This is a genomic window from Xanthomonas campestris pv. phormiicola, from assembly GCA_025666215.1.
GTDB classification, from domain to species: Bacteria; Pseudomonadota; Gammaproteobacteria; order Xanthomonadales; family Xanthomonadaceae; genus Xanthomonas_A; species Xanthomonas_A campestris_A.
The window spans coordinates 3,611,082-3,635,194 of the sequence record CP102593.1; the positions used below are offsets into that span (position 1 = coordinate 3,611,082).

Annotated in this window: 18 protein-coding genes; 14 read left to right on the forward strand and 4 right to left on the reverse strand. The window is 70.7% G+C overall.

Features of this window, described 5'->3' with window-relative positions; all coding sequences use genetic code 11:
* The first annotated feature begins 216 nt into the window (after positions 1 to 216).
* Positions 217 to 1,824: a S53 family peptidase gene (locus NRY95_14985; protein ID UYC15029.1), complete on the forward strand. Its 1,608-nt coding sequence runs from the start codon at positions 217 to 219 to the stop codon at positions 1,822 to 1,824.
* Between the two features lie 259 nt (positions 1,825 to 2,083).
* Positions 2,084 to 3,184, forward strand: coding sequence for a leucine dehydrogenase (locus NRY95_14990; protein UYC15030.1), 1,101 nt, complete (start codon positions 2,084 to 2,086; stop codon positions 3,182 to 3,184).
* Positions 3,185 to 3,393: 209 nt separating this feature from the next.
* On the opposite strand, the gene NRY95_14995 is transcribed toward NRY95_14990, so the two are convergent.
* The gene (locus NRY95_14995; GenBank protein ID UYC15031.1) at positions 3,394 to 6,234 is read right to left on the reverse strand and encodes a S8 family serine peptidase; all 2,841 of its coding nucleotides are present in this window, start codon (positions 6,232 to 6,234) and stop codon (positions 3,394 to 3,396) included.
* Positions 6,235 to 6,439: 205 nt separating this feature from the next.
* Here NRY95_14995 and NRY95_15000 point away from each other — a divergent pair, with 205 nt between their 5' ends.
* From NRY95_15000 to NRY95_15035, 8 genes are all read left to right on the forward strand, one after another.
* Positions 6,440 to 7,615 carry a thiolase family protein gene (locus NRY95_15000; GenBank protein UYC15032.1) on the forward strand — a complete coding sequence of 392 codons (1,176 nt, stop codon included), beginning with the start codon at positions 6,440 to 6,442 and terminating at the stop codon, positions 7,613 to 7,615.
* A gap of 123 nt (positions 7,616 to 7,738) precedes the next feature.
* Positions 7,739 to 8,080 carry a hypothetical protein gene (locus tag NRY95_15005; GenBank protein ID UYC15033.1) on the forward strand — a complete coding sequence of 114 codons (342 nt, stop codon included), beginning with the start codon at positions 7,739 to 7,741 and terminating at the stop codon, positions 8,078 to 8,080.
* Positions 8,081 to 8,282: 202 nt separating this feature from the next.
* Complete coding sequence (locus NRY95_15010) at positions 8,283 to 9,971, forward strand: molecular chaperone HscC (protein ID UYC15034.1); 1,689 nt, start codon at positions 8,283 to 8,285, stop codon at positions 9,969 to 9,971.
* Positions 9,968 to 11,623 (forward strand): J domain-containing protein, encoded by a 1,656-nt coding sequence (locus NRY95_15015; GenBank protein ID UYC15035.1) that lies wholly within the window; start codon positions 9,968 to 9,970, stop codon positions 11,621 to 11,623. The genes NRY95_15010 and NRY95_15015 overlap by 4 nt, the downstream gene beginning before the upstream one ends.
* A gap of 90 nt (positions 11,624 to 11,713) precedes the next feature.
* On the forward strand, positions 11,714 to 12,073 hold the full coding sequence (locus tag NRY95_15020) for a hypothetical protein (GenBank protein UYC15036.1): 360 nt from the start codon (positions 11,714 to 11,716) through the stop codon (positions 12,071 to 12,073).
* Between the two features lie 134 nt (positions 12,074 to 12,207).
* A complete protein-coding gene (locus NRY95_15025; GenBank protein UYC15037.1) occupies positions 12,208 to 13,539 on the forward strand; it encodes a sensor domain-containing diguanylate cyclase in 1,332 nt (443 codons plus the stop codon).
* A 204-nt stretch (positions 13,540 to 13,743) separates the two neighbouring features.
* The gene (locus NRY95_15030; GenBank protein ID UYC15038.1) at positions 13,744 to 14,286 is read left to right on the forward strand and encodes a polymer-forming cytoskeletal protein; all 543 of its coding nucleotides are present in this window, start codon (positions 13,744 to 13,746) and stop codon (positions 14,284 to 14,286) included.
* Positions 14,283 to 14,651, forward strand: coding sequence for a hypothetical protein (locus NRY95_15035; protein ID UYC15039.1), 369 nt, complete (start codon positions 14,283 to 14,285; stop codon positions 14,649 to 14,651). The genes NRY95_15030 and NRY95_15035 overlap by 4 nt, the downstream gene beginning before the upstream one ends.
* Before the next feature lie 98 nt (positions 14,652 to 14,749).
* Here NRY95_15035 and NRY95_15040 read toward each other — a convergent pair whose 3' ends face one another.
* On the reverse strand, positions 14,750 to 16,390 hold the full coding sequence (locus NRY95_15040; protein ID UYC15040.1) for an acyl-CoA dehydrogenase family protein: 1,641 nt from the start codon (positions 16,388 to 16,390) through the stop codon (positions 14,750 to 14,752).
* 112 nt (positions 16,391 to 16,502) lie between these two features.
* Here NRY95_15040 and NRY95_15045 point away from each other — a divergent pair, with 112 nt between their 5' ends.
* The 4 genes from NRY95_15045 to pdeM are packed head-to-tail and all read left to right on the forward strand — an operon-like array spanning position 16,503 to position 22,273.
* Positions 16,503 to 17,507: a ligase-associated DNA damage response exonuclease gene (locus NRY95_15045; GenBank protein ID UYC15041.1), complete on the forward strand. Its 1,005-nt coding sequence runs from the start codon at positions 16,503 to 16,505 to the stop codon at positions 17,505 to 17,507.
* Positions 17,504 to 19,096 (forward strand): ATP-dependent DNA ligase, encoded by a 1,593-nt coding sequence (locus NRY95_15050; protein ID UYC15042.1) that lies wholly within the window; start codon positions 17,504 to 17,506, stop codon positions 19,094 to 19,096. Before NRY95_15045 ends, NRY95_15050 begins: the two co-directional genes overlap by 4 nt.
* The gene (locus NRY95_15055) at positions 19,093 to 21,633 is read left to right on the forward strand and encodes a ligase-associated DNA damage response DEXH box helicase (protein ID UYC15043.1); all 2,541 of its coding nucleotides are present in this window, start codon (positions 19,093 to 19,095) and stop codon (positions 21,631 to 21,633) included. Before NRY95_15050 ends, NRY95_15055 begins: the two co-directional genes overlap by 4 nt.
* The gene (gene pdeM / locus NRY95_15060; protein ID UYC15044.1) at positions 21,623 to 22,273 is read left to right on the forward strand and encodes a ligase-associated DNA damage response endonuclease PdeM; all 651 of its coding nucleotides are present in this window, start codon (positions 21,623 to 21,625) and stop codon (positions 22,271 to 22,273) included. The genes NRY95_15055 and pdeM overlap by 11 nt, the downstream gene beginning before the upstream one ends.
* Before the next feature lie 176 nt (positions 22,274 to 22,449).
* Here the strand turns inward: pdeM and NRY95_15065 are convergent, their stop codons facing one another.
* Together NRY95_15065 and NRY95_15070 are read right to left on the reverse strand one after the other, a co-directional pair.
* Positions 22,450 to 23,727 (reverse strand): FAD-dependent monooxygenase, encoded by a 1,278-nt coding sequence (locus NRY95_15065; GenBank protein ID UYC15045.1) that lies wholly within the window; start codon positions 23,725 to 23,727, stop codon positions 22,450 to 22,452.
* Between the two features lie 97 nt (positions 23,728 to 23,824).
* On the reverse strand, positions 23,825 to 24,031 hold the full coding sequence (locus NRY95_15070) for a cold-shock protein (protein UYC15046.1): 207 nt from the start codon (positions 24,029 to 24,031) through the stop codon (positions 23,825 to 23,827).
* Positions 24,032 to 24,113: the final 82 nt, after the last annotated feature.

Consider the following 24,113-nt stretch of genomic DNA (forward strand, 5'->3'; position numbering starts at 1 on the left):
GCAAAGCGCTTCCTCCGCCGACCGGCGGCGGCATGCTCGCGCCACGACCACGGCCATTTCTTTGGAAATGAAGGAATCCATGGTGTTTCGCACCGCACATGAACATCGGCAGGTGCGCGACATGGACCCCGATGAGAAGCCGGCGACGCGTCTCATTCGGTGCCACGGAGGGTACCTATACTGCGCCGCGACTTACCCCCACTCAAGGATCATGCAATGCCTTACCGCATCCTCCCAGGCAGCGAACGCCAGGCATTGCCTGGGTGCGTAGACGCGGGCAAGGTGCCCGCCTCCGAAAGCGTGCGCGTGCTGCTGGCGTTGCGCCAGGTGGCGCTGGATGAGGCCGCCGCGCGGCTGCTCGACGCCACTGCCGACCGCCTGCCGGAGCCGCTCGCGCGCGAGGCGTTCGCCGAGCGCTTCGCCCCCAGCGACGCCGATGTGCATCGCATCGTGGCATTTGCCGAGCAGCATGGATTGCAGGTCGAACAACATCTCTCCCACGCCGGCGCGATCTTTCTCGAAGGCAGCGCCGAGCAGATGGATCAGGCATTCCAGGTGGACCTGCGCGACTACCGCAAGGACGAATTGCGCTATCGCGGACGTACCGGCGCGTTGTCGCTGCCGGTGGAGTTGCAAGGCCTGGTGACCGCCGTACTCGGCCTGGACAACCGTCCGCATGCGCATACCCTGCCGAAGGCGCGGGACACGCAACCGGGCAAGCGGCACCAGGATGCGCCGCCGGACGCGAAGCGCGCGCCGATCGCCCAGTACACCCCGCCGCAACTGGCCGACCTGTACGGCTTCCCGCAACACGACGGCGCCGGCCAGTGCGTGGGCCTCATCGCGCTCGGCGGCGGCTACGATCGTGCGCAGCTGGCGGCCTACTTCGCCAAGCTGGGCGTGCCCATGCCGCAGATCGTCGAGGTGCCGCTGGCCGGTGCCCGCAACCAGCGCTCCGGGCAGACCGACAAGGCCGACATCGAAGTGCAGATGGACGTGCAGATCGCCGGCGCCATCGCTCCGGGCGCCAAGCACGTGGTGTATTTCGCCCCCAATACCGACAACGGCTTCCTCGAGGCCATCCTCAACGCGGTCCACGACCGCGTACACGCGCCTGATGTCATCGCGATCAGCTGGGGCTTCTCGGAAACGTTGTGGACCGCGCAATCGCGCGAAGCCTACAACCGCGCGCTGGCCGCCGCCGCGCTGATGGGGATCACCGTGTGCATCGCCTCCGGCGACGATGGTGCCAGCGACGGGCAACCCGGACTGAACGTGTGCTTCCCGGCGTCCAGCCCGTTCGTGCTGGCATGCGGCGGCACCCGCCTGCAGGTGGATGGGCAGACCGCGAACGAGCAGGCCTGGAGCGGAAGCGGCGGCGGCCAGAGCCGGGTCTTCCCGCGGCCGCGCTGGCAACAGGGACTCAGCATGAACGGCACGCAGGCCGCCGCGCAGCCGTTGACCATGCGCGGCGTGCCGGACGTCGCCGCCGACGCCGATGCCGAAACCGGCTACTACGTGCATATCGATGGCCGTCCCGCGGTGATGGGCGGGACCAGCGCGGCCGCGCCGCTGTGGGCCGCGTTGCTGGCGCGCATCTATGGCATGAACGGCAGCCGGCGCGTGTTCCTGCCCCCGTCGCTGTACACCGCGGCGGCAGGCGCCTGCCGCGACGTGGTGACCGGCGACAATCGCGGCTACAAGGCCGGCATCGGCTGGGATGCCTGCACCGGCCTGGGCGTGCCCGATGGTGCGCAGATCGCCGCCCTGCTCGGCGCAGGGACAGGCACCGCATCCGCGGCGCCGAACGCCGGCACACACTGACCCGGCAGCGCCGCGGGGCCGCAGCGATCCGGCCCCGGGGCCAGCATCAGCGTCGCATGCAACCACGAGATGCCGTCGCGACAGGCTCCAGCGCCCCCCAGGGCGGCGCTGCGCGGTGCGCGGGCAATTGCTTTAAACTGCCCCATCGCGACGATCAGGACCCGTTCCGGAACCCGTCGCGTTTTTCGTTTTGCGCACCCTCACTAGGCAAGTTCCTGGAACCAAGGTGTCCTACACCTGCAACGCCAGCGGAGCCCCCATGCTTTTCGAAACGCTAGCCACCACCGGCCACGAACAAGTCGTCTTCTGCCACAACCGCGACGTGGGCCTGCAGGCGATCATCGCCATCCACAACACCGTGCTCGGCCCCGCACTGGGCGGCGTGCGCATGCGCCCCTACCCCAACACCGAGGCCGCGCTGCACGACGCGCTGCGGCTCAGCCGCACGATGACCTACAAGAACGCGCTGGCCGGGCTGAACATCGGCGGCGGCAAGGCGGTGATCATCGGCGACCCCAAGGCCGACAAGTCCGAGGCGCTGTTCCGCGCGTTCGGCCGCTACGTGGATTCGCTGGGCGGGCGCTACATCACCGCCGAGGACGTCGGCACCGACGTCAACGACATGGAGCAGATCTACCTGGAGACCGAATACGTCACCGGCGTGCACCAGGTGCACGGCGGCTCCGGCGACCCGGCCCCGTTCACCGCCTATGGCGCGCTGCAGGCGCTGATGGCGTCGCTGCAGCGCAAGCTCGGCCACGAGGAGATCGGCAAGACCAGCATCGCCGTGCAGGGCCTGGGCCACATCGGCATGGAGCTGGTGAAGCTGCTGAAGGAACGCGGCGCCAAGCTGTACGTCACCGACCTGGACCCGGCACTGGTCGAGCGTGCAGTCGCCGAATACGGCGCCGAGGCGGTCAAGCCGGACGAGATCTACGACGTGGCCGCCGACGTGCTGGCGCCGTGCGCGCTGGAAAGCGCGATCGACGAGGCCACGCTGCCGCGGCTGAAGGCCAAGATCATCTGCGGCACCGCCAACAACCAGCTGGCCAACGCCGCAGTGGGCGAAGAACTGCATCGCCGCGGCATCCTCTACGCCCCGGACTACGCGGTCAACGCCGGCGGGGTGATGAACGTGTCGCTGGAGATCGACGGCTACAACCGCGAACGCGCGATGCGCCTGATCCGCAGCCTGTACCACAACCTGGGCAAGATCTTCGACCTGTCCGAGCGCGACAACATCCCGCCGCAGCAGGCCGCCGACCGCATCGCAGAAGCGCGCATGCACGCCATCGGCAAGCTCAAGCTGCCGCTGGGCCGCACCGCGCCGCGCTCGATGGGGCATCTGCGCGGCGAGTAGGTGCGCAAAGAGCAGAACCTCCCGACGCGCAGTGCGTCGGGACTGAAGTCCCTCCCACGATAAGCCAGCACGGTATCGCCGGGCTCTGGCTCCACTGCGGGAGCGACTTCAGTCGCGACAAGCGAAGAGGGAAAGCTGACGCCGCCTCGGCAGCTCGGGACCGAAGCCTCATCTGCAAATCAAGCGCGACCGCACCGGCCGGCACCGCATCAAAACCCCAGCCGGTACCGCAGCGACAGCGCACGATCGTCGCCGCGCGGGCCGAAGCGCCGGTCGTAGCCCAGGCCCAGCGCACTGGCGCCCCAGCGCCGGTCCAGGCCCATGCCGAACAGCCCGCCCGAACGCGCCGGTTGCAGATCGACCAGCGGCGCCCACGCATCCACGCCAACGAAGCTGGCCTGGCGCTGCAGCCCTTGCGCGGCAAGAGTCTGCTGCCATTCGGCATAGCCCTGCAGCGACCAGCCATGCCCGCCGTAACCGGCACGCAGGCCGGCCAATGCCTGGCTGCGCGAAGAAGACGCCGCAGCGGCCATCAATCCGAAGCCGTCGCCGCCCTGCTCGCGGAAGCCATCGCTGTCGATGCGGCTGTAGTCGGCGCCGGCGTACGGGGTCAGCCACGCCTTGCCGCGCCCGACGCGGTAGCCGACCTCCACGCTGCCGGACAGGAAGCGCCCGGCGTAGCGGCTGGACGCATCGGCGACGCTATCGCCGAGCAGCAGGCCGCGGTCGAGCTGGCGCCGGTATTGCCCGGTGCCCAGCTGCGCCAGCGCATAGGCATTGCCGCCGACCGCGCCGAGATAGGCCTGGCCCTGCACCTGGCGATCGCGGCTGTGGTCCAGGCCGCCGTCGCCGCCAGCGTCGGCGCGGGTCTCGCCGAAGGCGAAGCCGGCCACCGCGTGCTCGCCCAGGCGCAGGTCCTGGCCCATCATCCAGCCGTCGAGCTGGAACTGGCTGCCGGCGAAGCTGCCCTGCCCGGTGTCGCCCAGGCGCTGGCTCCACGCGCCGATCGCGCGCGGCTGCGCGATCAGGCTGTCGAAGCGGCCGGACAGCGCGCGCCGTTGCAAATCGATGCTGTCGAAGGTCATCGCCGTGGCCGCCGCATGCGCTTCGCCGGACAGGCTGCGCAGCGTCGCCGCTGCCGCCGCCGCATTCGGCGACTGCTGCACCGCGCCGGCCGCCTTCAGCAGCGACGCGTCGACCGTCGCCGGATCCCGGCTCAGTTGCGTGTCCAGTTGCGCGAACGCCGCGTCCACGCGCGTGGCGGAGGCGAGCGTGGCGGCGCTGATGCTGCCGAAGCTCGCCGCCGTCGCGGTGACGCTGAGCGCCTGCACGGTGATCGAGGCGCTGGTGCTGTCGTAGGCCAGCGAGGAGGTCAGGAACACATTGGACGGCGTGGTGACCGAGGCGAACGTGCCGCTCAGTCCGCCGCTGCTGTCGAGCACCTTGTAGGCGGTGTTGTTGACCACGTAGTCGCGCTTGCCGAGCACGTACAGCGAGCCGCCCTGCAGCGTCGCGGTGCCGGTCACCGAGAGCTTGTCGCCGACCAGCAAGGCCAGCCGGCCATTGCTGTCCTGCACGTAGTTGCCGCTCAGGCTCAGCGTCGCGGCCCCGACCTGGAACGTGCCGGAATTGCTGACGTTGCCGCGCAGCGGCCCGGTGCCGATGAAGGTGGCGCCGTTGCTGATGGCCACGTTGGAGCCGCCCAGGCTGGCCGCGCTGAGCGTGCCGGCCTGCACCTGGGTCGTGCCGCTGTAGCTGTTCTGGGTACCGCTCAGCGTCAACGTCCCGCTGCCCTGCTTGATCAGCCCGCCGCTGCCGGCGATGTCGTTGGCCCAGGTCGAGCTGCCGCTGAAGGACACGCTGACGTCGCCCCAATCGAACCTGGCCGGTCCCAGCACCGCCTTGCCGACATTGAGCAGGCCGTAGCCGAAGGTGGCATCCACGCCGGGCGTGCCCAGGTCGGTGGCGGTGCCGAGCAGCGTCTGCCGCAGCAGATCGTTGCTGAAGTAGGGAAACGCCTGCCACACCAGCGCCGCGGCGCCGGACACCAGCGGTGCGGCGAACGAGGTCCCGCTGCCGTAGTAATAGTCCGGATTGGCGGTGGCGGTGGTCGCCTTGGGATCGACGAACACTTCCGTGCCCGGCGCCACCAGGCAGTAATGCATGGCCACGCCGCAGGCATTGGAATACGACTCCAGCTTGGTGCCGGTGCTCGCATCCACCGCGGCCACCACCAGCCAGCCGCGTTCCAGGTCCGCCGCCGGACGGGTGCCGCCGGGGCCGGGCTGGCTGGGCAGCGCGGCGATGTCCGACGGATCGGCCTTGGCTTCGTTGCCGGCGGCGAACACCACCAGCCCGCCATTGCTCAGCACGAACGGACGGTATTCGTTGGCGATGGCGTTGGTCGCGGTCGGGTCGGTCCAGTAGATGCCGCCCCAGGAATTGTTCATCACCTTGACCCCGGCATTGATCAGGTCCTGGTGGACCGCCGCCAGGCCCAGCGCGCCGCTGGTCTGGTTGCCCTCGCCGCTGCCGTCGTCGTCGGGCGAGGTGTCGCTGATGATGCGCGCCGACACGATCTGCGCGCCTGGCGCGATGCCGCCGGGCCATGCGCCCACCGCCTTGCCCGCGGCCAGCTGCGCGACCGTGGTGCCGTGGCCGTCGACATCGTCGACGTTGACGTTGTTCTTGGCCGGATCGACGTAGATCAGGTCGGACACCACGCGCCCGGCCAGGGCCGGGTGATTGCGGTTCACGCCGGTATCGACCACGCCGATGCGATAGCCGCTGCCGTCGTAGCCGGCATTGTGCGCGGCCAGCGTATTGGTCAGCGCCAGGTGCGCGTCGAACGCCGGCTGCGGCGGTGGCGGCGAGGTGGGAGGGGACGGCGGCGGCGAGGTCGGCGGCGGCGGCGGCGGCGGGGAGGTCGGCGGCGGCGAGGTCGGCGGCGGATCGCTGCGGGTCAGCCCGCCACCGCCGCCACCGCCGCACGAGGTCAACGCCATCGCCAGTGCGGTCGCCAGCAGCGACCGGGCCATCAACTTGCGCATGCTCTCTCTCCAGATATGCACGCCGGCCAAGTCGACCGGCAACGTTGTGTTAGCGGCCGCAAACCGGCGGCCTGAATCGACATGAATCTACACCGGAATCCACATCGACACTCCACGCCCGCCACGATCCCGCCAGGGCGCCGCGATTGGCAGAAGTCGCACCGAGGCAGATAATCGCCAACTCATCTTCCGTAAGGGTTTGCCAATGACCGAGATCGTCATCGCCGCGGCCAAGCGCACCGCCATCGGCGCCTTCCTGGGCCAGTTCAACGGCGTGCCCACGCCGGCACTCGGCGCCGCCGCCATCCGCGCCGCGCTGGAGCAGTCCGGCATCCCCGCCGCCGACGTGTCGGAAGTGATCATGGGCTGCGTGCTGCCGGCCAACCTCGGCCAGGCGCCGGCGCGCCAGGCCGCGCGCGCGGCCGGCGTGCCCGACGCCACCGGCGCCACCACGATCAACAAGGTCTGCGGTTCGGGCATGAAGGCGATCATGCTCGGCCACGACCTGATCAAGGCCGGCTCGGCCAGCATCGTCGTCGCCGGCGGCATGGAATCGATGAGCAACGCGCCGCACCTGCTGCCGAACTCGCGCACCGGCAACCGCTACGGCAACTTCCAGGCGGTCGATCACATGGCCTGGGACGGCCTGACCAATCCCGACGACGGCCAGGCCATGGGCGTGTTCGGCGAGGCCACCGCGGAGAAGTTCGGCTTCAGCCGCCAGGACCAGGACGCCTACGCGATCGAGTCGGTGACGCGCGCGCAGGCCGCGCAGCGCGACGGCGCGTTCGATGCGGAGATCGTTGCGGTGCGCGTCGCCACCCGCAAGGGCGAGGTGGTGGTGGCCAGCGACGAGCAGCCGGGCAAGTCCGACATCGCCAAGATCCCCACGCTGAAACCGGCGTTCAAGAAGGACGGCACGGTCACCGCCGCCAGTTCCTCCAGCATTTCCGACGGCGCCGCCGCCACGGTACTGCTCAGCGCCGACGACGCCGCCCGCCGCGGCATCGCGCCGCTGGCGCGGATCGCCGGCCACGCGACGTTCTCGCAGGCGCCGGAATGGTTCACCACCGCCCCGGTCGGCGCGATCAGGAAGCTGCTCGAACAGGTCGGCTGGAGCCTGGACCAGGTCGACCTGTTCGAAATCAACGAAGCGTTCGCGGTGGTGCCGATGGTGCCGATCAAGGAATTGGGACTGGACCCGGCCAAGGTCAACGTCAACGGCGGCGCCTGCGCGCTCGGCCATCCGATCGGCGCCTCCGGCGCGCGGCTGGTGGTGACATTGCTAAACGCGTTGCGCATGCGCGGCGGACGCCGCGGAATCGCCACCCTGTGCATCGGTGGCGGCGAGGCGACGGCGGTCGCCATCGAATTGATTTGATTGGGATTAACCCTTGAAACACAAAAATGAATGCGCATGCGCTTGACAGCCGACTTTGGCTTGTCATCATGGTGAGGGCGCGCAATAGCGCGTTGCCTAACTAAACGACGAGGATAGACACACATGAGCATCAACAAGCTGCTGATCGCAATGGCCCTGGGCCTGGCCCTGGCCGCGTGCTCGAAGCAGGAGCAGGCGCAGGACGCCGCTGCTTCGGCTAACGAAGCCGCCACCGACGCGCAGGCTGCTGCCGACCAGGCTTCGGCCGCCGGTGCCGCCACCGCCGATTCCGCCCAGGCTGCTGCCGACACGGCCGCTACCGCCGCCAACACCGCTGCCGACGCTTCGGCCGCCGCCGCCGCTGCCCCGACCGATGCCGCTGCCGACAAGGCTGCCGACACCGCCAAGGCTGCTGACGACACCGCCGACAAGGCCAAGGACGCTGCCGAAGAAGCCAAGAAGTAATCACTTCTCGCTTCAGGCACGTCTGAAGAAGCCGCTGGTTCGCCAGCGGCTTTTTCTTTGCCTGCGACTTGCCAGATGCATGCGCGACACCCGCGCTGAGCACTGGGTCGGGCTTTCGGCCGACGCTATGATTGGCTGGCGCGGCCGCCGTCCACCCGGCGCCACTCTCCACCGTATTTTTCGCAACGGACCTGCCAAACCAATGATCGTCGGCATCGACCTCGGCACCACCCATTCCCTGATCGGCGCCTATTTCGAGCAAGGCAGCCGCTTGTTTCCCAATGCGCTCGGTGCGTTGCTGACCCCGTCGGTGGTCAGTGTCGACGACAGCGGCATCCTGGTCGGCCAGGCCGCGCGCGAGCGTCTGGTCAGCCACCCGCAGCGCAGCGTGGCGGCGTTCAAGCGCTGGATGGGCAGCGACCGCGAGACCGTGCTGGGCGAGCATCGCTTCCGCCCGGAAGAACTGTCGGCGATGGTGGTGCGCTCGTTGCTGGCCGACGCCGAAGCCGCGCTCGGCGAAAAAGTGCGCGAAGCCGTCATTAGCGTGCCCGCGTATTTTTCCGATGCCCAGCGCAAGGCCACCCGCGCCGCCGGCGAACTGGCCGGGATCCGCGTCGAACGGCTGATCAACGAACCCACCGCGGCCGCCCTCGCCTACGGCCTGCAGGAACGCGCAGGCCACGGCCGCTTCCTGGTGCTGGACCTGGGCGGCGGCACCTTCGACGTGTCGATCCTGGAGATGTTCGAAGGCGTCATCGAGGTCCACGCCAGCGCCGGCGACAACTTCCTCGGCGGCGAGGATTTCCTGGAACTGCTGCTGCAGGCGTTCCTGGCCGACCACGCGCTCGCGCCGCAGGCGCTGAGCGTGCAGGAAAGCGGGCAGCTGCGGCGGCGGCTGGAAACGGCCAAGCGCGAGCTGTCCAGCGGCCAGGAGGCGACCGTGCAGATCGGCGTGGCCGGCCAGGCCTTGCACTGGACGCTGCACGAGGAACGTTTCAACCACCTGGCCGAACCGCTGGTGCAGCGCATGCGTGCGCCGCTGGAACGGGCGATGCGCGATGCGCGGCTGCAACCCGCGCAGCTGGACGAGATCGTGCTGGTCGGCGGCGCGACGCGGATGCCGCTGGTCGCCAGGCTGGTCACGCGCATGTTCGGACGGCTGCCGATGCGCCACATCAACCCGGACCAGGCAGTGGCGCTGGGCGCGGCGGTGGCGGCCGGGATGAAGGCGCGCGATGCCGCGCTGGAGGAAGTGATCCTCACCGACGTGTGTCCGTACACGCTCGGCACCGAGGTCGCCTCGCGCGACGCGCAAGGCCAGCTACGCACCGGCCTGTTCCATCCCATCATCCAGCGCAACAGCACCGTGCCGATCAGCCGCGAGGACAGCTTCTACCCGATCCACGACGAGCAGGAACACCTGGTGATCGACGTCTACCAGGGCGAGAGCCCGCTGGTGGCCAAGAACATCAAGCTCGGCGAACTGCGGGTGCCGCTGCCCAGGCACCTGCCCAAGGCCGAGAAAGGCGTCACCACCCGCTTCACCTACGACAACAACGGCCTGCTGCAGGTGGAAGTGACCGAGCACCACAGCGGCCTCAAGCACGAGCTGATCCTGGAGCAGAACCCCGGCCTGCTCAGCGCCGGGCAGATCCGCGAACGGCTGGCCGCGCTGCAGGCGTTGAAGATCCATCCGCGCGAACAGCAGGACAACCTGAGCCTGCTCGCGCGCGCCGAACGCATGTACGAGGAATATCTGGACCTGCGCGAACAGATCCAGGCCTGGATCGTCGCCTTCCGTGGCGCGCTCGACACCCAGGACCTGCGCCTGATCGACGACCACCGCCAGCGCCTCGGCGAGGCGCTGGACGCACTGGAGCGGCGCGCTTGAACTGGGCGTTGCGGTGGCTGCAACTGCCGCCGGATGCCGACGAAACCGCGATCAAGCGCAGCTACGCCAAGCTGCTGCGCCAGCATCGCCCGGATACCGACCCGGAAGGTTTCCAGCAACTGCACGCGGCCTACCAGGCCGCACTGGCCTGGGCGCGGTCGCGCAGCGACGAGGACGACGAAGACGTTGAGGGCGTTGAAGACGTTGAGGGCGTTGAAGACGTTGAGGGCGTTGAGGACGTTGAGGACGTTGAGGACGTTGAGGACGACGACGCTCGCGCCGTTCCGGAAGCCGCGACGATTGCCGCCGGCCTTGGCGCCAGCGAGGGCGAGGGCGAGGGCGACGATCGCCGCGACGCGCAGCCGGATCCGGCAGCAGCCTCCGCCACCGACAGCGATTTCCCCGATGCCGAGCGGCTCGCCGCAGATACCGACGGCGACAACCCGCGCCTGGCGCAGCAGCAACGCCCGCCGCCACCGCCACCGCCGCCGCCGCCAGTGCCAGCCAACGTGGCGCAGCCGCCTCCCCCGCTGCCCGCGCCCGATCCGGATGCGCTGTGCGACGAACTGCTCGCCCTGGCCGCGCGCGCCGAGCCGCAGGCGCTGCAGCACTGGCTGGAACGGCAGCCCACGCTATGGTCGCTGCGCGACAAGGCTCAAGTCGGCTGGCTGCTGTGCCATCGACTGCAGCAGCGAATGCCGCCGATCCAGCGCGACAATTTCGCGATCCTGCTCGGCTTCTTCGGCCTGGACGACATCGCCGCCGGTAGCGCCGCGCAGACGCTGCCACTGCTGCAGGAGCGCCTGCACCTGGCCTGGGAAATGCAGCCGGGGAACGCGCACGCCCTTGCCCGGCGGGTGTATCCGGCCGGCGACAAACGCTATCGGGTCCCCGCGCTGATGCGCCAGCTGACGCGTCCGTTGGCGCTGCCGCAGGCGCTATGGACGGGCCTGATGCCGGGACGGCCGCGGGCATTGCGGCAATTGCTGCTGCGCCTGGACCAGGGCCGTCTCGACACCCTGCCGGCACCGCTGGACCGGCAGCAGATCGGCTTCTGGATGCGCGCCACCGACGCCGGCTACCTGACCCGCGCGCGGCTGCTGGTCGGCCTGGCGCGATGTGCCGCAGCCGCGCTGCTGCTGGCCATCGTCGTGGTCCTGGCCACCGCCGCCAGCGCCCTGTCGCCGGATCCGGTGCCGATGTCGTTCGCTTTGTCGCGCAGCGGCATGGCCGCCGTGACGATCGCCGCGCTGTGGGCGGTGTGGCTGGTGGTCGGCATGCTGCTGCGTTGGCAGAGCGAACCGGAATCGGCGAATCGCTCGCCGGCGCCGCCGTGGCTGCGGCTGCTGTTCATTCCGTTGCTGGTCGGCATCGGCCTGGGCTTGATCCACGGCGCCGGACAGCGCATCCCCGGCAGCATCGTCGCCATGCTCGCGCTGCTGCTGTCGATCGCACGGGTGTGGCGGCGACGTGGCCTGGAATATCGCCTGAGCGTGCGCAGCACCTGGTGGACGATCTTCGTGATCCCCAGCCTGTTCAAAGGTTTGCTGGCATTGCTCCATTCCGGCGAGATTGGTGCGGCGCTGGCGCTGGCCTTGTGGTCGTGGGATCTGCTGCACCAGCGCCGGCTGCTGCGCTGGCGGCGTACCTGAACGCGAGCCGGCGCCGCGCGCCGGCATTGACGCCGGCTGCATCCGCGCCCGCTTAGGCTGCGCCGCATCACCCCGCAATGGAGAACGCGCATGACCAAGACCCCGATCGTGGCAGTGGCCCTACTCGGCGCCCTGGCGCTGGCCGCCTGCCAAGGCCCGGAAGCGCAACAGGCGCAGCGCGACGCCAAGGTCGCCGCCGAGCAGACCGGCGAAGCGGCCAAGGAAGCCGCCCACGAGGCCGCGCAGACCGGCCGCGAAGTCGCCGCCGACGCCCGCGACGCCGCGCATCGCGCCGCCAACTCCGAGGCGGTGCAGGACGCGTCGGCCGCGGCCAAGGAAGCGGCTGCCAATGCCAGCGAGGCGACCGCCAGCGCGGCGCAGAAGCTCGCCGACAAGGCGCGCGAGAACGCCAACGAAGACCCGCACAACGGCGACAAAGAAACGCATTGACCGGCACCCGCCGCACCCGCGCAGCGCGCGGGAGGCGGCGGGTCGCGGGCGCCGCCGCGGACCGCGCCGCCGCCCCGCCCAGGCACGACCGTCGTCGCCGCGCTGCTGTCGCAGTCCCGCAGCGCCGCAGCTAGATGCTCGACGTGTACCAGCGCGCCGGCGCGGATGCGCTGCAGCGCGCGATGGCGCCGAGCGTGTTCAAGGACTCCAGCGCGATCCGCGAACACGTGCAGCAGATGACCGAACTGGAGCAACAGCTGCTGCAGAGCCGCGACCGTTCCAATCAACGCAGTTCCGATCTGCTGCTCGCGTTGGCCCTGGCCGGCATCCCGTTCGGCCTGGGCAGCGTGGGCGTGGTCTATGCGCTGCTGTTTCGCGAATTGCGCAGCCGCAGCAACGCCGAGCAGGCCGCCTCGGTCGCCAACGACAAGCTGGCCGCCAGCATCCACGACCTGGAGCGCACCAGCGCCGACCTCAATGCGCTCAGCCGCTACACCGGCCTGCTGCAGAGTTGCGTGGACCCCAAGGAAGCGCTGGCGGTGACCGCGCGCATGCTCGCCGCGCTGATGCCCGATGCCGGCGGCAACGTCTACCTGATGCGTGCGTCGCGGGATCGCGCCGAATCCACCGTCGCCTGGGGCCAGGCGCCGGTGCGCAGCGAACCGGCGGTGGCGCCCGAGGAAAGCTGGGCGCTGCGCCGCGACAAGGCGCACTTCGTGCACGCGCTGCGCCACGACTCGGCGTGCGCGCATCTGCTCGACGACCCGCAGGCGGTCGGCGCCAGCAGCGCCTGCATTCCGTTGTCCGCGCAGGGCACGCAGCTGGGCTTCGTGTTCCTGGCCGGTCCCGGCCCCGGGCCGCTGCCGCGCATCGCCATCGCCGAGGCCGCCGCCGAGCAGCTGTCGTTGGCGCTGAGCAACCTGCGCCTGCGCGAATCGCTGCGCCTGCAGTCGATCCGCGACCCGCTCACCGGCCTGTTCAACCGCCGCTACCTGGAGGCGTCGCTGCACCACGAACTGGCACGCTGCGCCCGCCGCGCGGTGCCGCTGTCGCTGCTGATGCTGGACGTGGACCACTTCAAGCACTTCAACGACCTGCACGGCCATGGCGGCGGCGACAGCCTGCTCGCCGCGGTCGGGCAGATGCTCGCCTCGCGGCTGCGCGGCGAAGACATCGCCTGCCGCTACGGCGGCGAGGAATTCACCGTGATCCTGCCGGAAACCGGCGCCGAGGCGGCGCTGGCGATCGCCGAGCAGATCCGCAGCGCCGCGCAGCAGATCAGCACCACGCTGGACGGCCAGGCGCTGCCGGGGGTGACGCTCTCGATCGGGCTGGCCAGCTATTCGCGCGACGGCGTGGTCGCCACCACCCTGCTGCGCAAGGCCGATGCGGCGCTGTACCGGGCCAAGCGCAGCGGCCGCAACCAGCTGCAGCAGTTCGATCCGGCGCTGGACGGGATGGGATGAGGCCAGGCGAATCGCGAGGGGAAGGCGCGCTGCGCCCTGGTGCCTGCCCCACGGGCCGCCGGATGCGGCAAAGTGCCCATGCGATCGCCTTGCAGGCCGTGGACCCGATCGCGGCGCACGAAGCGCGCTTTAGTGATGATTGTCACAAAAACTGAGCGGTAGAGCGGCGATAGTCGGCGTTCCCCCGACTGGAGACGTCTTCGCATGTCCATCTGGAAAGATCAGGGTACCCCGCGCAAGGACGGCCTGCCGCTGCCCGCCACGTCCGGCACCAGCGCCGTGCCGGAACCGCGGCCGGTCACCGAACCGGCGCCCGGCGAGTCCGCGGTCGGCGTCGCCGCGGCCGCTCCCCTCCCGGTACGCGCCGCAGCGCCAGCGGCGAAGGAGTCGCTGATCGCTGCCGACATCACCATCGAAGGCAAGATCGAAGGCACCGGCCACATCCGCATCGCCGGCAAGTTCAAGGGCGACGTCAACGTGCAGGGCGACCTGACCATCGAGACCGGGGCCAAGCTCAGCGGCGGCGTGCGCGCCAACAAGGTGATCATCGCCGGCGAGCTGGAAGGCAACATCGAATCGGCCTCGCAGGTGGAGCTGCTGGCGTCCGGCGCGTTGATCGGCGACGTCAAGGCCGGTTCGCTGACCGTGGCCTCTGGCGCGCGGATGCGCGGCCAGGCCGATTTCGGCTGGGAAGATGACAAGGGCCGCAAGGGCGGCAAGGCCACGGAGCCCGACGCCGGCGCATGAGCACGCCGCGTCCCGGCACCCCGGGGGCGACCCGGACCTGCCCGCACTGCAAGGCGACGATCCTGGAGAGCGCCAGCGTCTGCCCGGCCTGCAAGCACCACCTGCGCTTCGACTCGGCGGTGCTGCAGCAATCGGCGCCGACCGCGACGGTGCCGCTGCGCGTGCAGGGCACCATCCAGCATCCCGCCGACGGCACCGCGTGGGAGTACACGGTGGTGGTGACGATCCGCAACGGCCGCGGCGAGGAGATCAAGCGCCAGCTGGTCGGCGTCGGCGCGATGCTGGACGGCGAGGAACGCAGCTTCACCTTGTCGGTGGAAGCGACCCAGGCCAAGGGCGGCGGCAAGCGCGGGACGCGGCATTGAGGCGGGGACTCGGGACTCGGGACTCGCGAATAGCCTAGCCCCTCTCCCACCGGGAGAAGGGTTGGGGTGAGGGTACGGTGCGCAGCCATGCCGCACGCTTACGGCAAGGCATGCGCCAGCAGTTCCTCGACCGGCACGCCCCCCTCCAGCGTCCCGAACGCCAGCCCGTGCGCGCCGGCCAGGCGACTGCGCACGAACGCGTCGGCAGCGGGGCTGGCACTGCGCAACAACAGCGCAGCCTGCAACGCCAGCGCGATGCGCTCGCTGATGCGGCGCGCGGCGTATTCGTCCACCTCGCCGTCGCCGGCCAGCGGCGCGCGCAGCGCGTCCAGCGCCTTGTCGTAGTCCGGGTGCAAACCTGCCGCCGTTTCCAGCTCGACCAACAGCGCCGCCGCGCTGGCCGGCTCGCGCGCCAGCGCGCGCAGCACGTCCAGGCACTGGATGTTGCCGCTGCCTTCCCAGATCGAATTCAGCGGCGCCTGCCGGTACAGCCGCGGCAGGATCGATTCCTCGACATAGCCGGCGCCGCCCAGGCATTCCTGCGCTTCGTTGACGAAGGTCGGCGCGCGCTTGCACAGCCAGTACTTGCCCAGCGCGGTGGCGATGCGCGCGAACGCGGCTGCGGCCGGATCGCGCTCGGCCGCATCCACCGCGCGCGCCACGCGCAGCGCGAACGCGGTGGCCGCCTCGCACTCGAGCGCCAGATCGGCGAGCACGTTGCGCATCAGCGGCTGCTCGACCAGGCGCTTGCCGAACACCAGGCGGTGCCGCGCGTGATGCAGCGCCTGCGCCAGCGCCATGCGCATCTGCGCGGCGGCGGCGAGCATGCAGTCCAGCCGGGTCAGCATCACCATGCCGATGATGCGCGCCACGCCGCGCCCTTCCGCGCCGATGCGCTGCGCCCAGGCGCCGGCGAACTCCACCTCGCTAGACGCGTTCGACCAGTCGCCGAGCTTGTCCTTCAAGCGCATCAGCCGCAGCGCGTTGAGCCGGCCATCGGCCAGGCGTCGCGGCAGCAGGAAGCAACTCAATCCGCCCGGCGCCTGCGCCAGCACCAGAAAGCCGTCGGACATCGGCGCAGAGAAGAACCACTTGTGTCCGACCAGTGCGTATTCGCCCTCGGCGCCCAGCGGGGTGGCGATGGTGGCATTGCTGCGCACGTCCGAGCCGCCCTGCTTCTCGGTCATGCCCATGCCCAGGGTGATGCCGGCCTTGTCGGCGATCGGCACGTCGCGCGGGTCGTAGTGCGGCGCGGCGGCCTTGTCCGCCCAGTCGCGCAGCGCCGGTTCCTGGCGCAGCACCGCGACCGCGGCATGGGTCATGGTCAGCGGGCAACTGGTGCCGGCCTCGGCCTGATGATGCAGGTAGCTCAGCGCCGCCCGCGCCACGTGCGCACCCGGCTGCGGCGTATGCCAGGACAGACCGGCCACGCCGTGCGTCTTGGCCGCCTCCAGCAGCTGGTGGTAGGCCGGATGGAAGTCGACCGTGTCGATGCGGTGGCCGTGGCGGTCGTGCGTGCGCAGCCGCGGCCGGTCGCGGTTGGCGTCGAAGCCGAGCCGGTACAGCGTGTCGCCGGCAAGCGCGCCGTACGTCGCCAGCTGCGCGGCGAACGCGTCGCCGCCTTCGCGCGCGACCGCGGCGCGCAGCACCGCATCGTCGGCCCACAGGTCGCGCGGCTCGAACGGCGGCGGCTGGTTGTCGACCACGTGCGTGGCGAAGGCGGGCAGTTCGGTTTGCATGCATCTCCCTCCCAGAAGCGCGTGCCGCATTGTGGCCGATCCGCGCGCGCACGGTGAATCGCTCAGCCTGGATTCTCATCTCCTGCACACCGCGTTGGACACAGTGGCGGGCATGCCGAATCCCGCCTCCCAGGACCTGGTGGTGCTGCGCCCGGAAGGGCTGTACTGCCCCGCCGGCGACTTCCACATCGATCCCTGGCGGCCGGTGCCGCGCGCGGTCATCACCCATGGCCACGGCGACCACGCGCGCGCCGGCATGGGCGAATACCACTGCGCCGCCGCCGGCCTGCCGATCCTGCGCTGGCGCCTCGGCGACCAGGCCTACCGGGCCTATGACTACGGCGAACGCTTCGCGCTGGGCGCAGCAACGGTGTCGCTGCATCCGGCCGGGCACGTGCTCGGCTCGGCGCAGGTGCGCATCGACGTGGACGGCGAAGTGTGGGTGGCCTCGGGCGACTACAAACGCCAGCCCGACCCGACCTGCGCGGCGTTCGAAGTGGTGCGCTGCGACACCTTCATCACCGAGGCCACCTTCGGCCTGCCGGTATACCGCTGGCCGGACACCGCCGCGGTGGCGCGCGAGATCGTCGCCTGGCGCCGCGAATGCGCCGCACGCGGCGAGGCCGCGGTGCTGTTCTGCTACGCCTTGGGCAAGGCGCAGCGAGTGCTGGCCGAATTGCAGCCGTGGGACGACCAGCCGGCGCTGCTGCACGGCGCCGTAGCGGCCGGGGTGGCGGTGTACCGCGAGGCCGGGGTGGCGATGCTGGACACGCGGCCGGTCGCCGAGCTGGACAAGCGCGCCGACTACGCCGGGCAACTGGTGCTGGCGCCGCCGTCGGCGGCGGGCAGTCCGTGGCTGCGCCGCTTCCGCCACGCGCAACTCGGCTTCGCCTCGGGCTGGATGCGGCTGCGAGGCAACCGCCGCCGGCGCAATTACGATCGCGGCTTCGTGGTCTCCGACCATGCGGACTGGCCCGACCTGCTGCGCACCATCGCCGAGACCGGTGCGCAACGGGTCATCGCCACCCACGGCAACACCGATGCGATCATCCGCGCCTTGAACGAACGCGGCGTGGCGGCCGAAGCGTTCCGCACCGACTACGGTGCCGAGGAATGAAGCGCTTCGCCGCGCTGTACCGGCAGCTGGACCAGAGCACCGCGACGCTGGACAAGCGCGCCGCGCTGGTCGCGTATTTCGAACAGGCGCCGCCGGCCGATGCCGCTTGGGCGATCTGGCTGCTGAGCGGCGGCAAGCTGCGGCGCATCGCCAACACCCGCGAACTGCGCGAGTGGATCGCGCAGGAAAGCAGCCTGCCCGGCTGGCTGGTGGACGACAGCTACGACCATGTCGGCGATCTCGCCGAAACCCTGACCCTGTTGCTCGACGATCCGGCCGCAGCCTCCGATCCGGCGCCGCTGCGCGACTGGATCGAGGAACGCCTGCTTCCGGTCGCCGCACAGGACGAGGCCGCGCGCCACGCCGCGGTACTGGCCGGCTGGCGCAGCCTGGCGTTCGACGAGCGCCTGCTGTTCAACAAGCTGCTGACCGGCGCGCTGCGCGTGGGCGTGTCGCAGCGGCTGGTGCAGCAGGCGCTGGCGGCGATGTCGGGCATCGACATCGCGCGCATCGCCCAGCGCATGCTCGGCGCGTGGTCGCCGACCCCGGCCGCACTGGAAGATTTGTTGTCGCACGAGGTGCTGGCCAGCGACCGCCAGCAGCCCTACCCGTTCTTCCTGGCTTCGCCGCTGGAAAACGCCGTGGCCACGCTGGGCGCGATCGACGACTGGCAACTGGAATGGAAGTGGGACGGCATCCGCCTGCAGTTGATCCGCCGCGCCGGCGAGACGGCGCTGTGGTCGCGCGGCGAGGAACGCCTGGACGGCCGCTTCCCCGAGATCGAGACCGCCGCGGCCACGCTGCCACGCGATGCGGTGATCGACGGCGAACTGCTGGGCTGGCGCGACGGCGACATCGCGCCGCTGCCGTTCACCGCGCTGCAGACCCGCATCCAGCGCCGCAAGCCCGGCGCCAAGACGCTGGCCGACACGCCGGCGCGGGTGCTCGCCTACGACCTGCTGGAGCTGGACGGCATCGACCTGCGCGAGCAGCCGCTGGCGCAGCGCCGCGCGCAGCTGCAGGCCTTGCTCGCTGCGCATGCCGATCCGCGCATCGTGCTGTCGCCGCAGGTACAGGCCGCCTCGTGGGAAGACGCCGCAACGCTGCGCGAGGATTCGCGCGAGCGCGGCGTGGAAGGGCTGATGCTCAAGCGCGCCGCGTCGCCCTACCAATCCGGGCGCCGCCGCGGCGACTGGTGGAAGTGGAAGATCGAACCGCTGACCATCGACGCGGTGCTGCTGTACGCGCAGGCCGGTCACGGCCGCCGCAGCACGCTGTACACCGACTACACCTTCGGACTGTGGGACGGCGCGCAACTGGTGCCGGTGGCCAAGGCGTATTCGGGCCTGGACGACAGCGAGATCCTGGCGCTGGACCGCTGGATCCGCGCGCACACCACCGAGCGCTTCGGCCCGGTGCGCGCGGTGACGCCGTACCACGTGTTCGAACTCGGTTTCGAGGCGGTGAACAAGAGCAGCCGGCACAAGTCCGGCATCGCGGTGCGCTTCCCGCGCATCCTGCGCTGGCGCCACGACAAGCCGTTCGCCGAGGCCGACCGGCTGGCCACGTTGCAGGCGCTGGCGCGATGACGCCACAGGCGCGCAAGCGCCCGGCCGATGCGCCGCTGTACGCGTGGTTCGCCGCGCAGGGCTGGCAACCGCTGCCATTCCAGCGCGCGCTGTGGCAGCACTATCTGGACGGCGGCTCCGGGCTGCTGCACACGCCCACCGGCAGCGGCAAGACCCTGGCCGCGTTCGGCGGCCCGCTGCTGGAAGGCCTGCGCGAACAGGCGGCGCTGCAGGCGGCCGCACGCAAGGCGCCGCGCCGCAGCAAGGCTGCCGCCAGCACAAGCACGTCGGCACCGGCCACGCGCGCGCGCCGGCAAGCGCAGCGCGCGCTGAAAGTGCTGTGGATCACCCCGCTGCGCGCGCTCGCCGCCGACACCCTGCGCGCGCTGCGCGAACCGGCGGAAGCGCTGGGCCTGGACTGGCAGATCGGCCTGCGCACCGGCGATGCCAGCGCGCGCGACAAGCGCCTGGCGCGCAGCGGCAAGCTCGACGTGCTGGTGACCACGCCCGAATCGCTGGCGCTGCTGCTGTCCTATCCGGACACCGCGCCGCAGCTGGCGACGCTGCGCTGCGTGATCGTCGACGAATGGCACGAGTTGCTCGGCAACAAGCGCGGCGTGCTGCTGCAGCTGTGCCTGGCGCGGCTGCGCGCTTGGGCGCCGGCGCTGCGTACCTGGGGGCTGTCGGCCACGCTCGGCAATCTGGACGAGGCCCGCGATGTGCTGCTCCCGCACGTGGCGGATGCGCCGATCGTGGCTGGGGTCAAGCCGCGCACGCTGACCCTGGAAACGCTGGCCCCGGCCAGCGGCGAGCGCTTCCCCTGGGCCGGCCACCTTGGCCTGGCGCAGTTGCCGCGGGTGCTGGAAAAACTGTTCGCGCTGCGCAGCAGCCTGCTGTTCACCAACACCCGCGCGCAGGCCGAACTGTGGCACCAGGCGCTGGAATCGGTATGGCCGGAAGACACGCGGACGCTGGCCCTGCACCACGGCTCGCTGGACCCGGCGCTGCGCCGCGCCGCCGAACAAGGCCTGCGCGACGGCAGCCTGCGCTGCGTGGTGGCGACCTCGAGCCTGGACCTGGGCGTGGATTTTCCCGCGGTCGACCAGGTACTGCAGATCGGCAGCCCCAAGGGCGTGGCGCGATTGCTGCAGCGCGCCGGCCGCGCCAGGCACCGTCCCGGCGAGGCCGGCCACGTGCTTTGCGTGCCCTCGCATGCGCTGGAGTTGGTCGAGTACGCCGCCGCGCGCCGCGCCATCGCCCACGGCCGCATCGAATCGCGCCCGTCCCCGCGGCTGTCGCTGGACGTGCTGGCGCAGCATTGTGTGAGCTGCGCGCTGGGCGGCGGCTTCCGCGCCGATGCCTTGCTCGACGAGATCCGCGGCACCGCTGCGTTCGCCGCGCTCGATGCGTCCACCTGGGCCGCGGTGCTGGACTTCGTCGTGCAGGGCGGCCGTGCGCTGGCGCAGTACCCGGACTACCGCAAGGTGGTGCTGGACGAGGACGGCGTGTACCGCGTGCACGACCGCCGCATCGCGCTGCGCCATCGCCTGTCGATCGGCACCATCACCAGCGATGGCAGCGTGGCGGTGCGCTTCCTGCGCGGCGGCCGGCTCGGCGCGGTGGAAGAGCAGTTCGTCGGCCGCCTGCGCCGTGGCGACCGTTTCCAATTCGCCGGACGCCTGCTGGAACTGGTGCGGCTGGAAGACATGACCGCCTACGTACGCCTGGCCAAGGGCGGCGACGGCAGCGTGCCGAAATGGATGGGCGGGCGCATGCCGCTGTCCTCGGCGCTGGCGCGCGAAGTGGAAGCGGTGTTCGCCGAGCCGCGCGGCGAGGAGGAACTGCGCGCCTTGGCGCCGCTGCTCGGCCTGCAGCGCGCGCTGTCGGCGCTGCCGTCGCCGCAGCGGCTGCTGGTGGAGAGCGTGCGCGCGCGCGATGGCCGCCACGTGTTCGTCTATCCGTTCGCCGGGCGCCAGGTGCACGAAGGCCTGGCCGCGCTGCTGGCGCTGCGCTGGGGCCGGCGCCAGCGCAATACCTTCAGCTTCGCCGCCAACGACTACGGCCTGGTGCTGTCGCCGGCGCAGGACGTGGTCGCCGATGAACCCCTGCTGCGCGAACTGCTCAGCCCCGAGCATCTGTTCGAGGACCTGCGCGAAAGCCTCAACCTGGGCGAACTGGCGCGGCGCCAGTTCCGCGAGATCGCGCGCGTATCCGGCCTGCTGCCGCCGAGCCTGCCCGGCGGCACGCCGCGCAGCCTGCGCCAATTGCAGGCCTCCAGCGGCCTGCTGTACGACGTGCTGAGCCGCTTCGATCCCGGGCACCTGCTGCTGGCGCAGGCCGAACGCGAAGTGCTGCAGGGCGAGATGGAACTGACCCGGCTCGCCGCCACCCTGCACGACTGCGCCGGGCGCGATCTGGCCGTGTACACGCCGCGCAGCCTGACCCCGCTGTCGTTCCCGCTGTGGGCCGAGAGCATCCGCGGCCAGCTCAGCACCGAGGACTGGAAGGCGCGGGTGACCCGCGCCGCCGCGCAGCTGGAACAACGCCATGCGCGCTGAACTGGACTGGCGCCTGGCCGGCGAGCCGATGACTCTGCTCGGCGAACGCGCGTTGTACTGGCCGGCGCGCCGGCGGCTGCTGATCGCCGACCTGCACCTGGGCAAGGCCGACGTGTTCCGCCGCGCCGGCATCGGCCTGCCCAGCGGCGGCACCGCGCTGGACCTGCAACGCCTCGCCGCACTGCTGCAGGCACAGGACGCGCAGGAACTGTGGATCCTCGGCGACGTGCTGCACGGCGCCGCGCCCGCGGCCGCCTGGCAACGCGACTGGCACGCCTGGCGCGCCGCGCATCCGCAGTTGCGCGTGGCCGCGATCGCCGGCAACCACGACCGCGCGCTGGCCGGCGCCGGGTTGGACATCGCGCTGCTCGGCGAACAGGTCGAGGACGGCCCGTTCGCGCTGCGCCACGATCCGGCGCCGCACCCGCACCTGCACGTGCTGTGCGGACACCTGCATCCGCTGGCGAAGCTGCCCGGCATGCGCCAACGCTGGCCGGCCTTCTGGCTGCGCGAGCGGATGACGGTGCTGCCCGCGTTCTCGCAGTTCACCGCCGGCGTGGTGCCGATCCTGGACCCGGACGAACGCCTGGTCGTCTGCGTCGAAGGCGCGACGCTGGCGTTGCCGGCGGCAATGAAATAGCGCGCCCCCCGGATACGCCGATCGCGCCCTGTGGGAGGGACTTCAGTCCCGACGCGTTATCGGTAAAGCGTCGGGACTGAAGTCCCTCCCACAAGAAAGCGCTGGCGCCGCGGCATCGCAACAGGTCGACCGATCGCAGAAACAACGTCGTTCGCCACCTGCACGAACGCACTGGCTCACTGCACCTGTTCGCCCTGCGCGTGCCCCGCCGCAATCCGTGGCACTGCCGCCGTCTCCGCCAGCGCCTGCAGAAATCCAGGCTCCAGCGGCAGCTTGCCGAACCACCCGTGCTGGGTACCGCTGAGCACGCGCAGCATGTGCCCGCGACCGCCCGGCATGCGCCCGGCCGGCCGCATGCCGAGGTCGCGCACGCGCGCCACCAGGTCGCGCTCGGACTGGAACAGCGGGGTCAGCCAGCGGCTCCAGAACTGGTATACCGCCACGTGCGCGTGCCGCTGCGCCTGGTAGCGCGCCAGCGCCGCGTCCAGGTCCGGGGCTACACGCAAGCTCTCGCTCAACACCCACGCATCCATCAGCGCCATGTTGACGCCCTGCCCCAGCTGCGGGCTCATCGAATGCGCCGCGTCGCCGGCCAGCACCAGGCGGCCGCGGTACCAGCGCTGCTGCACCGCGTCGCGATAGCTGGCCCGTGCCAATTGCGCCGGCTCGCAGACCTGCGCCAGGCGCTCGCGCGCCTGCGGCCACAGCTGCGCGACCTCGTCCAGCCACGCCTCCATGCCGCGCGCCTGCCAGGCGTCGAAATCGGCGGTGGGCAGGCTCCAGAAGAAACTCATGCGCGGCTCGGGATCGCCGGGCCGGGTACCGACTGGCAGCAGCCCGATCATCTTGCGCGCGGCCACGTAGCGCTGGCGCAGTTCGTCGGCGAAGGCCCAGTCGCCGCGCGGCAACAGGCACCACAGCGCGCCCCACGGATACAGCCGATCCAGGCGCGTGCCCTGCACCTGCGCGCGCAACGCCGAGGCCGAACCGTCGCTGGCGATCACCAGATCGAACGGGCCATGCCAGCGCCCATGCTGGTCCTGCACCCGGCGCAGGCCGTCGTCGATGGCGACGATGCGCGTGTCGCGCTGCAGCTCGGCATAACCGTCCCACGCCTGCGCCAGCAGCGAGAACAAGGCACCGCGCTGCATGCCCAGCCCGAACAGGCGCGTATCCAGATCGCGGTAGCGCATGTCCATCACCGCGCGGCCGCACGGCGTCTCGCCGTACAGGCGCCGCACCGGCGCGCCATGCGCCAGCGCCTGCTCGAGCAGGCCGATCCGCCACAGCACCTGCAACCCGGTCGGCTGCAGCAGGAACCCGGCGCCGACCGGACCCGGCTGCGGCGCGCGTTCGAACACCTGCACCCGATGGCCGTCGCGCGCCAGCAGCAGCGCCAGCGCCTGGCCCGCCGTGCCGTAGCCGACGATGCCGATCCGCATCCGTTGCTTCATCGCATCCACCGATTGCGGGCGACACCGCAGCGGTATCGCCATCCATAAAAAACCCCGCCGGAGCGGGGCTCAAAAACAGCTCAGCCGAGCAAGCGATTTACTCGACAGGCGTAATATTGGAGGCCTGCGCGCCCTTCGGACCCTGGGTCACGTCATAGCTGACACGCTGTCCTTCCTGCAGGCTGCGGAAGCCCTTGGAATTGATCGCGGAGAAGTGCGCGAATACATCGGCGCTGCCGTCTTCCGGTGAAATAAAGCCAAATCCCTTGGCGTCGTTGAACCACTTGACGGTACCGTTCGGCATGGTGATGCGAGACCTTGTGCAATGAATGGGTGGTGGTTGTGCGGCATCCCGCACCGGCGGAGTATGCAAAGCTTGCGCAACG